The 13,509-nt window shown below is 66.2% G+C and carries 9 protein-coding genes and 1 pseudogene; 5 read left to right on the top strand and 5 right to left on the bottom strand.

What is annotated here, in order from left to right; translation table 11 throughout:
- Positions 1–91 precede the first annotated feature (91 nt).
- The 3 genes and pseudogenes from ABE464_RS15190 to ABE464_RS15180 form a co-directional block, all read left to right on the top strand.
- The gene (locus ABE464_RS15190) at positions 92–640 is read left to right on the top strand and encodes a sigma-70 family RNA polymerase sigma factor (RefSeq protein ID WP_346472644.1); all 549 of its coding nucleotides are present in this window, start codon (positions 92–94) and stop codon (positions 638–640) included.
- Positions 637–1,140 (top strand): hypothetical protein, encoded by a 504-nt coding sequence (locus tag ABE464_RS15185; RefSeq protein ID WP_346472696.1) that lies wholly within the window; start codon positions 637–639, stop codon positions 1,138–1,140. The genes ABE464_RS15190 and ABE464_RS15185 overlap by 4 nt, the downstream gene beginning before the upstream one ends.
- Positions 1,050–1,232, top strand: a pseudogene (locus tag ABE464_RS15180) (hypothetical protein); the annotation flags it as partial. The gene ABE464_RS15185 and the pseudogene ABE464_RS15180, both read left to right, overlap by 91 nt.
- Before the next feature lie 8 nt (positions 1,233–1,240).
- Here the strand turns inward: ABE464_RS15180 and ABE464_RS15175 are convergent.
- From ABE464_RS15175 to ABE464_RS15155, 5 genes are all read right to left on the bottom strand, one after another.
- Complete coding sequence (locus ABE464_RS15175; protein WP_346472643.1) at positions 1,241–1,633, bottom strand: SseB family protein; 393 nt, start codon at positions 1,631–1,633, stop codon at positions 1,241–1,243.
- Between the two features lie 70 nt (positions 1,634–1,703).
- Positions 1,704–2,201 (bottom strand): GNAT family N-acetyltransferase, encoded by a 498-nt coding sequence (locus tag ABE464_RS15170; protein ID WP_346472642.1) that lies wholly within the window; start codon positions 2,199–2,201, stop codon positions 1,704–1,706.
- Between the two features lie 91 nt (positions 2,202–2,292).
- The gene (locus tag ABE464_RS15165) at positions 2,293–4,014 is read right to left on the bottom strand and encodes an alpha-amylase family glycosyl hydrolase (RefSeq protein ID WP_346472641.1); all 1,722 of its coding nucleotides are present in this window, start codon (positions 4,012–4,014) and stop codon (positions 2,293–2,295) included.
- The gene (locus ABE464_RS15160) at positions 4,014–5,501 is read right to left on the bottom strand and encodes an MFS transporter (RefSeq protein WP_346472640.1); all 1,488 of its coding nucleotides are present in this window, start codon (positions 5,499–5,501) and stop codon (positions 4,014–4,016) included. The genes ABE464_RS15165 and ABE464_RS15160 overlap by 1 nt, the downstream gene beginning before the upstream one ends.
- Positions 5,498–7,699 (bottom strand): Six-hairpin glycosidase-like protein, encoded by a 2,202-nt coding sequence (locus ABE464_RS15155; RefSeq protein ID WP_346472639.1) that lies wholly within the window; start codon positions 7,697–7,699, stop codon positions 5,498–5,500. The genes ABE464_RS15160 and ABE464_RS15155 overlap by 4 nt, the downstream gene beginning before the upstream one ends.
- Positions 7,700–7,932: 233 nt before the next feature.
- On the opposite strand from ABE464_RS15155, the gene ABE464_RS15150 reads away from it, so the two are divergent.
- Both ABE464_RS15150 and ABE464_RS15145 read left to right on the top strand, forming a co-directional pair.
- Positions 7,933–9,999 carry a glycoside hydrolase family 97 protein gene (locus ABE464_RS15150; RefSeq protein WP_346472638.1) on the top strand — a complete coding sequence of 689 codons (2,067 nt, stop codon included), beginning with the start codon at positions 7,933–7,935 and terminating at the stop codon, positions 9,997–9,999.
- A 195-nt stretch (positions 10,000–10,194) separates the two neighbouring features.
- The gene (locus ABE464_RS15145) at positions 10,195–12,954 is read left to right on the top strand and encodes a TonB-dependent receptor (protein ID WP_346472637.1); all 2,760 of its coding nucleotides are present in this window, start codon (positions 10,195–10,197) and stop codon (positions 12,952–12,954) included.
- The last annotated feature ends 555 nt before the right edge of the window (positions 12,955–13,509 follow it).

Genomic DNA, 13,509 nt, shown 5'->3' with positions numbered 1-13,509 from the left:
TGGTTGCAACCAAGGGCGCACTCGACGTATCCCTATGGTGATGCATACGTCGCCGCCCTCCCCTGCTGACTGTCTGGACGCCGACCGTGCCTTGGTCGCTGCCATTCTGTCGCAGCAGCCCGGTGCGTTCGAGCAGCTGGTGCGCGAGTACCAGGGTCTGTGCTGGCGTGTGGTCGACCGCATGGTCCGCCACCCCGACGACACTCGCGAGCTGTGCCAGGAAGCCTTCCTGCGCATCCATCAGACGCTGCATCAGTACCGCGGCGAAAGCGCGTTGAAATCCTGGGTGGCACAGGTCGCCTATTCCATCGCCAAGCGCCACCTGGAACGGTGCCGCATTCCGCTGGTGGAGAACACCATGGGTGAGGACGGCACCGCATTGATCGAACAGATCGGCGATGGCATCGATCTGGAAGCACGTACCAGCGAGCAGGACATCAACGCGCACCTGCATGCGGCGATCGACGCCCTGCCGCCGCTGCAGCGCACCCTGCTCACGCTTTATCACCTGGAGGAGATCTCCATCGCCGAGATCGCCACCCTGACCGAGCTGGCCGAAGGCACCATCAAGAGCCATCTGTTCCGCAGCCGCAAGCGGTTGCGCGAGTTGCTTGAATCCCGCATTGGAGTCCCCGCATGAGCAGCGCAGAGGATCCCCGCATCGATCCGGAGGAATGGCAGGCCCAGGAGGCTGCGCTGCGCGCCGCTCTCAGCGGCCAGCGCGCTGCGCCGGACGCGGCCGACTACCTGCGCATCGCCCAGGCGATCGCTTCGGCCCCGCAGAGTGGGCCGCCGATGCGCTTCGCCCGTGAGGTCACGCTGCGCATTGCCCGGCATGACGCCGGTATCGAGCGTTGGGTGTCGCGCGTCCTGCTTGCCTTGTTGGCACTCGCCGTACTGGCCATCGGGGCGATGTTCGGCCCGGCGTGGTGGGGCGCGATCAAGCAGAGCGCCGGGCCGACCGCATCCGGCTGGCTGCTGCTGGTGGCAGGCTGCATGGGCGTGTCATGGCTGGCCGGTCACTGGCGCACACGTGTCCAGAAGCACCCAAGGGCTTCCAGCAACCGCCCTACACCACCTCCACCGAACTGCTCGCCTACATCCGCGCCGAAACGCCGGCCGACCGCCAGCAGCTGGTGACGGAGCTGTTCGAGAAAATCAGCTTCTACGACAACCGCGTCCTGACCGCGAGCGCGCAGAAGCGTGCCGATGGAACGTACGACGCCACTTTAACGCAGCGTCAGCGCGGGCCGTCGGCGAAGTCCTTGAGGATTTCGCCGACGCCGGACGGCGAGATCTCAAAGCCCAGCGAGGTGCCCGGATTGATCACCACGCCGTAGCCGCCGGGGACGCGCTTGAGCACCTCCCGCATCAGCATGCGGATCGTGTGCGGGGCCTGCTGGCTGTGGAAGCCGACGCGGCTCATGTCAGTGAACACCGACACGTGCAGCACGCCCTGCTTGTCGAACAGCAGCGGATCGAAACCGCTGCCATCCGGCGTCACCAGGCTGCCGGTGAGCAACACCACCTCGGACGCGACGAAGGCTTTCATGAACAGGCCGATCGGCAGCTGACCGTCCATCGCGGTCTTGAGCAGCGTTTCAATCGGGGTCTGGGGGGCGGCGTCGTTCATGGAATGCAGGGGTATGGGTGGGGGCCGCTAGTGTACCGCCGGGGTGTCACGAGCCGGCCGGCGGCCGGCACTACAGGCTGGGTGGACCGCCGATCAGGTAGAGGTGGAACCGCGGGTCGTCATCGGCCAGCGCGACATGCGGCAGACCAAGACGAGGCAGGGTCCGCAGCCAGTGGGCATGCGCAGCCACGTCGCCGCGGAACACTGCGAGCAACCATTGCCCCTCGCCGGGGCGCACCAGTGCGTTGACCACGTAAGCCGCCAGGCCTTGCCGCCGGTACTTGGGAAGCACGAAAAGATCGGCCAGTTCAGGATAGTGGTGCCCGTCCCGTTCCACCCGGTCCACCAGCACGAAGCCGGCGAGTGCTTCGTCGACGAACAACAACCGCGCCCACTGCGGCGCGTTGCGCACGGAGGCCTCGACATCGCTCCGATCACAGTCGAACAGGCCGTCGGAGCGTACTTCTTCTCCGCTCCAGGCCGACGCCTCGAAGTAGTAAAACTGCATCAGATGGAACAGGCGTTCGGCGTCGTCGGGCGTCGCAGGGCGCAGGGACAGGCGTGACATGGAAAGCGTACTCGGAAGGACCGCAGTGCGCGATCGCGAGCCCGATTGTAGTGCCCGGCCCACCGCGAACGGCAGACCGGGCATTCCCCGGCTACTTCGCCAGGCGTTTCGTGCGGGCCTGCTGGTCCTCCATCGCCGCCTTCAACTGTTGCTGCAGCGCGACCTGGTCGACCTGCGCATCCAGCACGAACACGCGCACACCATGCGCAGGCACCTCGGCCTTCAGTGATCCGTTGACCGTCTGGCTGGCGCCGCCCAGCGCGTCGCGCCAGGTGCCGGCCTGCAGGTAACGACGGACCTCGAGGGTCCGGGCCGCATCACCCTTGTTGAGCAGGACCAGCGCGGTCTGCGCGGTATCGCCCTGCTGCAGCACGCGGAAGAACACCGCTTCATCGCCGTGCAGGCGCTCATTGACCTGCAGCCCGCGCTGCAGGGCCGGTGTGGCCTCACGCAGTTTGGCGATCCGCTGCAGCGGCGCATAGATCGGGCTCTTCGGCGCATCATTCACGCGCGCCTGGCCGAAGTAGGCGCGGTTGCCGGCGTGCTCGGCACGGCTGCGCATGAAGCCGGTTTCCGAACCGTAATAGATCACCGGAATGCCGCGCGCGGTGAACAGCCAGTTGTGGGCGTCGATGAACCCGGCATCGGTTGCGTCCAAGCGCGCCATGTCGTGGTTGTCGTAGAAGCTCATCAGCTCGTACGGATTCGCATACGGCCCGTCGAGCAGGTGCAGCGGTTCGGCCAGGGTCTCAAAGCCCTTCTGTTCCTTGCCGAACACGGACGACAGTGCGCCGCGCAGCGGGAAGTCCAGCACGCTGACATTCGCGTTGGCCGGCCAGGTGTGCTCGGCGATCTTGCTGGCGTCGTAGTCGAACGCTTCGCCGAACATGAACATGCCGGGATGCTCGGCACGGATGCGGTTGACGAAGGCATGCCACCACGGGTGCGGCAGCCAGCCGATGGTGTCGATGCGCAGCGCATCCACGCCCTGCGCGGTCCATTGCAGGTACGCACCCACCAGGTAATCCATCACCGCCGGATTGTGCTCGTTGAAGTCGGACAGCTCGGCCAGGTTGCCGTCGAAGATCGAGCCTTGCTTGCCGTCGACGGGGCCGATGTTGTTGTAGAAGGCATGCAGCGGGTTATGCACCGGGTCCAGCTGCTGCGGGGGCAGGTTCTGGTGATCGGCGATCAATCGGCCGTCCCTGTCGAAAATCTGGCCGAACTGTGGCTGCGCCACCGGCATCGTCCACGCGGGCGAGCCATGGTTGCCGACGATATCCAGCACCACCTTCAGATCCGCAGCATGCAGGCCGCGGGTGAACGCGGCGAAGTCCAGGTCCTTGCTCGGCAGATGCTCGTCGAGCGTATAGAAGTTGACGCCCCAGTAGCCGTGGTAGCCGGTCTTGCCGCGGTCGGTCAGCGTGCTGGTGCAGCTGATCGGCTTGCTGCCGGTGAAGGCCTGGTCCGGGTTGTCGATGATCGGGGTGATCCACACTGCGCCGAAGCCCAGGTTGCGGATGTACCCGGCATTGTCGAGCACGCCCTTGAAGTCACCGCCGAGGTAGCCGATGTTGCCATCCACCTTGTCCGGGCAGGGCACCGGGATATCGAAGGTGGGATGCGCACCGCCCTGGTCGCGGTGATCGTTGGACGGATCGCCGTTGACGAAGCGGTCGGTGACCACGAAGTAGACCGCCTGACTGGCGAACGGCTCACGCGTGCCGACATAGTCCGGCCGCTCGATGGCCAGGACGGGACTGGCGGAGAGCGCGAATGACAGGGCCAGCGACAACGACGAATACCGGGACATCAGACAACCTCCTGTTGGGTTGGCACGTACAGCACGCATAGACCGGCCAGCAGCAGGCTGCCGCCTCCGAGGGCGAGCACGTGCATCGGATCGCCGCCCAGCCAGGTGCGCAGCAGGAAGCCGAGCGCACTGGCCGCGACCAGCTGCGGAATCACGATGAAGAAATTGAACAGGCCCATGTAGATGCCCATCTTGGCCGCCGGCACGCTGTCGGACAGCAGCGCATACGGCAGCGACAGGATCGAGGCCCAGGCGAAGCCGACGCCGACCATCGACAGCAGCAGCCAGTGCGGATCACGGATGAACAGCATCGAGATCAACCCCAGTCCGCCCAGCCACAGGTTGACCAGGTGACTCCAGCGCAGGCCGAGCGCGCGCACCATCAACGGGATCAGCAACGCCGCCAGTGCGGCGAAGCCGTTGTAGGCACCGAACAGCACACCGACCCAGTTGGCGCCCTCGTTGTAGGCGGCCGAGGCGGTATCGGTCGAGCCGAAGTGGGTGCCGGCGACGGCGGCGGTGGTGTAGATCCACATCGCGAACAGCGCGAACCACGAGAAGAACTGCACCCAGGCCAGCCGACGCATGGTGCGCGGCATCGCACGCAGGTCGCCGACGATGGTGGCCAGCATGTTCGCCTCCGGCACACAGCGCGCCACACCCAGCAGCACGCCATAGGCGATGCACAGGCCGGCCAGCACATACAGCATGCGGTCGCCCTGCCGCGCCGCGATGGCGGCGGCCAACACGATGCCCACCGCCACCCAGCCGCCGATCTGCGCCCACGGCGGCGGTCCTGCCACGCGCGCACTCTGGTGCACCGCGGACGGCTCGGCATCATCGAAGCTGGCCAGCTCGGCCGGCGAGTATTCCCGGGTGCTGATCACCGTCCAGGTGATCGCCGCGAGCAGCACCGCCGCGCCGAAGTAGAACGCGTAGCGCACGGTATCGGGCACCTGCCCGGCGGCCGCCGTGTTGGCGACGCCGAAGTGGGCCAGGATGAAAGGCAGGAAGCTGGCGACAATCGCACCGATGCCGATGAAGAAGCTCTGCATCGCAAAGCCGGTCGGCCGTTGCCTTGGGGCCAACTGATCGCCGACGAACGCGCGGAACGGCTCCATCGATACGTTGATCGAGGCATCCAGCACCCACAGCGTGCCAGCGGCGATCCACAGCGTCGGCGAGTTCGGCATCACCAGCAGGGCGAGCGTGGTCAGCACCGCACCGATCATGAAGAACGGACGGCGGCGTCCCCAGCGCGTCCACGTGCGGTCGGACAGGTAGCCGATCACCGGCTGCACCAGCAGACCGGTCAATGGCGCGGCGATCCACAGCCCAGGCACCGCGTCCATCGGCGCGCCGAGCGTTTCGAAGATGCGGCTGGCATTGGCGTTCTGCAGGGCAAAGCCGAACTGGATGCCGAGGAAGCCGAAACACATGTTCCAGATCTGCCAGAACGACAGTGTCGGTTTGGGCGACCGGCTCATCGGCGCGGCTCCGTCGAGGCCGCGACCGGCATCAGGGTCAGCGCGGACACGCGGGCCCGATTGAGCACGCCCTCACTGCCGCCCTTGCCGCCGTTGTACTGCGCGAAGTGGGTCAGCGCACTCATGTTGAAGCCCTCGTCCAACGTGATGCGGCAGGCGCGTGTCGGCAGCTCGAATTCAACCGCCGTGGAGTCCTGTTCGCCCACGCTGTGCGGCATCACGATGGGGCGGCGCTGCTCCGGTTGCCCCCCGCATTGCAGCACCAGCGTCTTCACCGCCGCGGTCACACCGGTGTTGATCGGGCCGTTCGGGTTGTCGTAGCGCAGGCGTGCACGCCAGCGGCCGGCGGTCGGTGCGGTCCACTGCCAGTGCCTGTCGCCAGCCAGGACCTGCTGCGGGCCGATGCAGGTCATCGGGCTGTGCAGCGATTCCAGCGTGCCCTCCCGCCGGGTCAGGCTCAGGCAGTGACTGGCACCGTCCCTGGCAATCGTGGCGACACCCCGTGTGGGCGTCAGCGTCTGGCCGTCGCGCCACAGCACGTGCCCGGCGGGCACCGTGATCTGCCAGCCGGCCTTCGTTTCGCGCGGCACCGGTGCGGCGGGGGTGGCTGGGGCGAAGACGGTCGAAGGACGCAGGATGGCCGTTGATGGCGTCGCGGCGCGACCACGCAACGGCACCAGCTGCACCGTCGTGGTGCTGCCATCGCGCTGGATGTCCCCGGCCACCAGCAGCTCGCCAGCGAGCTCCTTCGGCCGCACCAGCACGTAATGCTGTTTGCCGTCGTCCAGGCGGATGCGGTCATGCGCACCGAACAGCGTCGGCACCAGGGACACCGGCAGCTTTGGCGCGATGCGGCCGTCGTCTTCCACGCCGAACACCCCTTCCAGCACCATCGAGAGGTACCCGGCCACCGACCACAGCTGACGCGGCGAATTGACCACGGGCCCGCTGAGGGCGCCTTCATCGACATGCACCGCCAGCGTGCGCATCTCGTAGTTTTCCATGTTGGAGCCGGCCAGCGCGGTGCCGCGCATCAGCGATTCGATCTCCATCGCAATGCGCGGGGCATCGTCCAAGCGGCGTGCCGCGCGCAGCGAGTACGCGCTGACGAATGGCCAAATGCCGCGGTTGTGGTAGATCGGCTGCTGCGCTTCCTGCGGCCAGACGACCGGGCTACCACCGGCCACCGCCGGGTAGTTCGCCAGCGCGCGCCGCGCGCGATCGGCCGGGAACAAATCGGCCAACACCCCCAGCGAGAGCGCGAGCAGGTCGTACTTGGCGTATGGCACGGGGTGGGCCGCCTCGCCGATGTAGCTCATGTACTGGCCGGCCTCCTCGCGCCAGAAGCGTGCGTCGATCTGGCGGGCCAGTGCATCGGCCCATTGTCCATAGGTGGTGGCGCGCGCGTCGCCACGCTGCCGCGCCAGCTGCTCGGCCAGCCGCAGCGCCTCGTAATGCAGCACGTTGGTGGACAGCGCGAAGGACTCCCCGATGAAGCGCACATCCTCGCGGGTCCAGTCCGGGTAGGTCTGTTCGCGCCAATCCAGGAACGAGGTCTCGCCGCGATACAGGCCGATCCGCGCATCGAACACCGCCTCACGGTCCTGCGCCAGGGTGGCCTGCAGCGTCTGCCAGACCTGGTCGGCAAAGGCCGCGTCATCCAGCAGCCCACGTGCGGCCAGGAACCACACCACGCGATCACTGCTGATCGGCCAGCTGCCGCCGGAGCCGGTGTCCTGTGCCACGAACAGACCGGGGGTGTGGCCGTCGCGCGCGGTGGAGAGTTTGAACTGCAGCGACTGGCGCGTGCGCACCGGGTCCAGACGCGACAGCGCCAGATCGGCGGCGAAGCTCACATCGCGCGTCCACACATAGGGCCAGCGCTCGCCGGTCTGGAAGCACGCGCAGGCCACGGGCTTGCCGTGATTGAAGGCCGGGTCGCGGATCGCGTCCACGCGGTCGGCATCCATTTCCTGCTGGGCGAGCCCGAACAGCGCATCGAACAGCACATTGCCGGTCTCGCTGCGCATCGGCTGCGCGCTGACACGCACCTCGCCCTGCGGCGCATGCAGGCGGTAGCCACCTTCAGCGGCGGTCTCGGCGCGCGCATGGCGGCCATCGAAATCCAGGTCGGCCGCACGGGCGGTGGACCCCATCGCTGCCCCGAGGGCAACGGTCAGGCAGATCATCTTCAGCATCGAAGTGGCGAACCGGCTCGCGCCCGTTGCCTCCCTCCCCTTTGCTCGCGTTGTAGGTCCGCACCGCCTCGCGGCAATGCGCTCGCGGCCCCCTCCCAGGGTGCCTTGGCCCATGGTAGACGGCGCGCTGCAGCCTGCATCGACCTGCATACGTATTCATGGCCACGGCGGTCGGCAAGCGTGACCGCGTCGCTATAGTCCGGGGGGTGTTTTCGGCCGCCTTGGGAGGGGAAATGCCGTCACTGTCGCATCCAACGGACGGGCATCACGCACGTCGTCGCCTGCCCCTGCTGGGCTGGATCTTCTGCGCATTCAGCGCCACCGGCTTTGCCGAGCCGGTCACCGTGGCCAGCGTCGACTCGCCCGGCAAGGTGCTGCGCGTGTCACTGCAACTGGACGGCGGGAACCCCAGCTACCGGGTGGACCGTTTCGGCGAGACCGTGGTGGACACCTCCAAGCTCGGCTTCCAACTGCGCGATGGCCGGCTGGACCGTGATCTTGCCGTGGTCGGTCAGCAGTCGAAAAGCGTCGATGAAACCTGGGAGCAACCGTGGGGCGAGCGTCGTCTCACCCGCAATCACTTCAACGAAGTGGTCGTACAACTGGCCGAACGCAGCGGCGCCAAACGGCGCATCGACGTGGTGTTCCGGGTCTATGACGACGGACTGGGCTTCCGCTATCACTTCCCCGAACAGCCGGGCATGCGCGAGGCGATCATCGATGATGAGCTGACCGAGTTCGCGATCGCCCCGACCTCCACCGCGTGGTGGATTCCCGCCGGTGAGCCGATCCACTACGAGTATCTCTATCAGCGCACGCCGCTGGACCAGGTGCCGCTGGCACATACGCCGATGACGCTGCGCAGCCGCGATGGTCTGCACATCGCCATCCACGAAGCCGCGCTGGTGGACTATGCCGGCATGTGGCTGCGCCGCACCGAGGGCCAGCGCCTGCGGGCGCAGCTGTCGCCCTCGGCCGAGGGCTGGAAGGTGCGGCGGAGCCTGCCCTTCGATACGCCGTGGCGCACGCTGCAGATCAGCGACACCGCTGGCGGACTGGTTGAATCCAGCCTGATCCTCAACCTCAACGAGCCCAACGTCCTCGGCGATGTCAGCTGGGTGAAGCCCTCCAAGTACCTGGGCGTGTGGTGGTCGATGCATCTGGACGAGGAGAGCTGGGCCACCGGCCCACGGCATGCCGCGACCACCGCAAAGACCAAACGCGTGATCGACTTCGCCGCCAGCCATGGTTTCCGCGGCGTGCTGGTGGAAGGCTGGAACCCGGGCTGGAACGGTGATTGGGTCGGTAACGGCTACGCTTTCGACTTCACCCGGCCCACGGCCGATTTCGACATCGAGGCCCTGTCTGCCTACGGCGCGAAGCAGGGCGTGCACCTGATCGGCCACCATGAAACCGGCTGCGCCATCGAACACTACGAAGATCAGCTCGGCGCGGCGCTGGAGCTGTATGCGCGGCTGGGCGTGGATTCCTTCAAGAGCGGCTACGTCTGCGATGACGGACAGGTCGACCGCCGCAACCCGGCCGGTGGCCCGTTGTGGCGTGAGTGGCACGACGGCCAGTTCATGGCCCGCCATCACCTGAAGGTGGTGCAGGAAGCGGCCAAGCGGCACATTGCGGTGAATCCGCACGAGCCGATCAGGGACACCGGCCTGCGCCGCACCTATCCAAACTGGATTACCCGCGAAGGCGCGCGTGGCATGGAGTACAACGCTTGGGGCCAGCCACCGAATCCGCCCGAGCACGAGGTCAACCTGGTGTTCACCCGCATGCTGTCCGGGCCGATGGACTACACGCCCGGCATCCTGAGCCTGAAGGGCCGCGGCGGTCAGGCGATCCCCAGCACGCTGGCCCGCCAACTCGCGCTGTACGTGACGCTCTACAGCCCGATCCAGATGGCGGCCGACCTGCCCGAGCACTACGAACAGCACCGTGAGGCGTTCCGTTTCATCGAAGACGTGGCGGTGGACTGGGACGACACCCGCGTGCTCAACGGCGAGGTGGGCGACTACGTGACGATCGTGCGCAAGAACCGCCACAGCCGCGACTGGTACCTGGGCAGCATCACCGATGAACACGGCCGCGTGCTCCCGGTCTCGCTGGGCTTCCTGGCGCCGGGCGTGCGCTACCGCGCGGAGATTTACCGCGATGGCGACGGCGCCGATTTCCGCAGCAATCCCTTCGCCTTCGTACGCGAAACGCGCGAGGTCACCAGCGCCGACGCGCTGACGCTGGTGCTTGCGCCCGGTGGCGGCCAGGCGATCCGCTTTACCCCGTTGTAAGTGTCCCGCGACTGCGATAACGCACCTGTAATCGCTTCCAATGCTGCAAACGTCATTGAATACGTATGCAGGGTGATTCCCGTAGCAGGCGCGCTGCCTACCATAGCCACGCAGTCAACGGCCACCGCGCCATGACGCTCCCGGGTCCTCCGGGCAACCACAAAATCGATTGGCAACATTGCCTGGGAGGGGAAAATGTTGAACCGCAAGCGCAGCGCGCTGAGTCTCGCGCTGGCCGTCGCCCTGACGCCGTTGATGGCGTCGGCGCAGACCGCCGAACCCAGTACCACCACCGCACCGACCGGCACCGCGGCGACCAATCTGGACACCGTCCAGGTCACCGGCATCCGCCGCGGCATCGAGAACGCGATCGCGATCAAGCAGGACGCCACGTCGGTGGTCGAGGCGATCTCGGCCGAGGACATCGGCAAACTGCCCGACGTGAGCATCGCCGAATCGCTCGGCCGCCTGCCCGGTCTGGCCGCCCAGCGCGTGGCCGGCCGTGCCCAGGTGATCAGCGTGCGCGGCCTGTCGCCGGATTTCGCCACTACGCTGCTCAACGGGCGCGAAGTGGTCAGCACCGGTGACAACCGCAGCGTCGAGTTCGATCAGTACCCCTCGGAACTGGTCAACGGCGTGACCGTGTACAAGACCCCGGATGCGGCGCTGGTTGGCCAGGGCCTGTCGGGCACCATCGACATGCAGACCGTGCGCCCGCTGAGCTTCGCCGAGCGCGTGATCGCCATCAGTGGCCGCTACCAGAAGAGCTCGCTGGGCAAGGCCGCCAACGTCGATCCGTACGGCAATCGCTTCAGCGCCAGCTACATCGACCAGTTCCTCGACAACACCCTGGGCATCTCGATCGGCTACGCGCACAGCGACATGCCCATCCAGGAAAACCAGGTGGGCCTGTACGAGCCGTGGACCACCGAGCAGACCGACCAGGGCAACCGCCCCGGCCTGGCTCCGGGCACCGTGTTCTCCGATGGCATCAAGGCGCTGCGCCGCACCGGCAACAACGAGCGCGACGGCGTGATGGCCACCGTGCAGTTCCGTCCGTCGAACGTGTGGACCAGCACCCTGGACGCGTTCCACACCGAAGCCGAGCAGATCGATACCGCCAACCAGTTCGAGGTCAACCTCAGCAACTACAACGGCGGCTACACCCCGGGCCTGCTGATCACCAACCCGCAGATCAACGCCGATGGCACCTTCGCCGGCGGCGTGGCGACCGGCGTGTACCCGCTGGTGCGCGGCATGTACAACAAGCGCAAGGACAAGATCGACGCGTTCGGCTGGAACAACGAGTTCAACTTCGAGCGCGTGAAGGTTGTCGCCGACGTGAACTACTCCAAGGCCACGCGCAACGAACTGAATCTGGAAAACAACCTGCAGCTGACCCCGATGCCGCAGCTGGATTCGGTCGGCGTGGTGGTCAAGCCGGACGGGTTCTCGCAGATCAGCCCGGGGCTGGACTATTCCAACCCCGACGCGCTGTTCCTGACCAACACCATCTACGGCTCCGGCTACGGCAAGGTGCCGATGGTCGAAGACCGCCTGAAGGGTGCGCGCCTGCAGGCCACCTTCGCGATGCCCGAGTCACTGCCGTGGTTCTCCGATGTGGACGTGGGCGTGAACTACGCCGACCGCCGCAAGGACAAGACCCAGGCCGAGGGCAACATCCTGCTGGGCGACCAGGGCGATGCCAACATCGCCGGTGACCTGCAGTACGCGCCGGTCAATCTGGGCTTCGCCGGTATCGGCTACATCCCGGCCTGGAACGTCCCGGCCGCCGTGGACCGCTACATGGTCTTCAACCCGGTCACCAACCTGGACTATCTGATTCCCAAGGCCTGGACGGTGCAGGAAAAGACCAGCACCGCCTGGATCCGCGCCAACATCAACACCGACCTGGGCGAGGTGGGCCTGCGCGGCAACATCGGCGTACAGATGGTGCGTACCGACCAGAGCTCGCAGTCCAACTACTTCGACCGCTCGCGTCCGGACGGCCAGAACATCCTGCCGATCGATGACGGCAAGACCTACACCGATTGGCTGCCCAGCTTGAACCTGGCCTTCATGTTCCCGCACCAGCAGACGCTGCGCTTCGCCGTGGCCAAGCAGGTCGCACGCCCGCGCGTGGACCAGATGCGTGCCGGCCTGGAGTTCGGCGTGGACACCGCCACCGGCAAGCCGGGCGGCAGCGGCGGCAACCCGCTGCTGGATCCGTGGCGTGCCAATGCGATCGATCTGTCGTACGAGAAGTACTTCGGTGAGAAGGCCTACGTGGCCGCGGCAGTGTTCTTCAAGGACCTGAAGTCCTACGTCTACACGCAGTCGCGCGATGATTACGACTTCAGCGACCTGCTGGCCAGTTACGTACCGCCGCCGGGCATGATCGTTCCGGTCCTGCCGACCGGCAGCTTCTCGGCGCCGCAGAATGGCCAGGGCGGCAAGCTGAAGGGCCTGGAGCTGACCGCCTCGTTCCCACTGGAGATGGTGACTGAGAGCCTGCGCGGTTTCGGTGTGCAGGCCAGTGCGACGTTCAATGACAGTGACATCAAGATCCTGGATCCGGAAAGCGCGTCCAGCGTGGGCAGCGATCCGATCAGCCTGCCGGGCCTGTCCGAGCGTGTGTACAACTTCACGGCGTACTACGAGCGCAGTGGGTTCGAGGCACGCGTGAGCCAGCGCCGCCGTTCGGATTTCATCGGTGAGATCGGCAATTTCAACGGCAACCGGACGTTGCGTTATGTGGTCGGTGAGAACGTGACGGATGCGCAGGTCAGCTACACCTTCGCCGACAGCAGCAGTCTGCATGGGCTGACGCTGTTGCTGCAGGGAAGCAATCTGACCAACGAGCCGTATCGCACTTACGCTGGTACGAAGGATCGTCCGCTGGAATACGTGGAGTGGGGCCGCACGTACATGCTGGGCGTGAACTACAAGTTCTGATTTGGCCTGTGTCAGTGACTTGGTGACAACATCGAGAACCCGCTGCTTGTGCAGCGGGTTTTTTGTTGGTCTACCCCGCCCTCTCAAAAGCGTTAGTGCCGGCTGTCCGTAGCCTGGTCGGGGGTGTGTGGGTTCGCGGGACGCGCCGTAAACCCATCCATGGGGGCTCGTGAGCCGCATCCATGCGGCACAACGGTCCCGCCAACCCACACACCCCCGCCCTTCGACAGTTGGTTGGTGGCCATGGGAGTGCAGTGCAGTGCAAAGGAGGATCGAACGAAATATCTGCGGTTCGGACCAGCGCGACAGCTCAAGCCTCTCGGATTCCGGTCAACATCAGCCTCGCGGGTGCCATGACGTGCCCGCCCAGCATCGCTTTTTCCTTCCGCACCGGCACGTTGTCAAAGGGTGGGCAGAGGTGGGTTGGCGGGACCGTATGCCGCCATGGATGGCGGCATACGAGCTTACATGGACGTACTTGCAGCGGGTCCCGCTGACCCACCCCTGCCCGCCCAGACCAGCACAAGCGCAGCCCTAACCGCTGTTGCTGTAGCT

The organism is Stenotrophomonas sp. TWI587 (assembly GCF_039674145.1).
GTDB classification, from domain to species: Bacteria; Pseudomonadota; Gammaproteobacteria; order Xanthomonadales; family Xanthomonadaceae; genus Stenotrophomonas; species Stenotrophomonas maltophilia_AY.
Note: the sequence above shows the minus strand (reverse complement) of the source record. Positions and strands in the feature narration are given on the sequence as shown.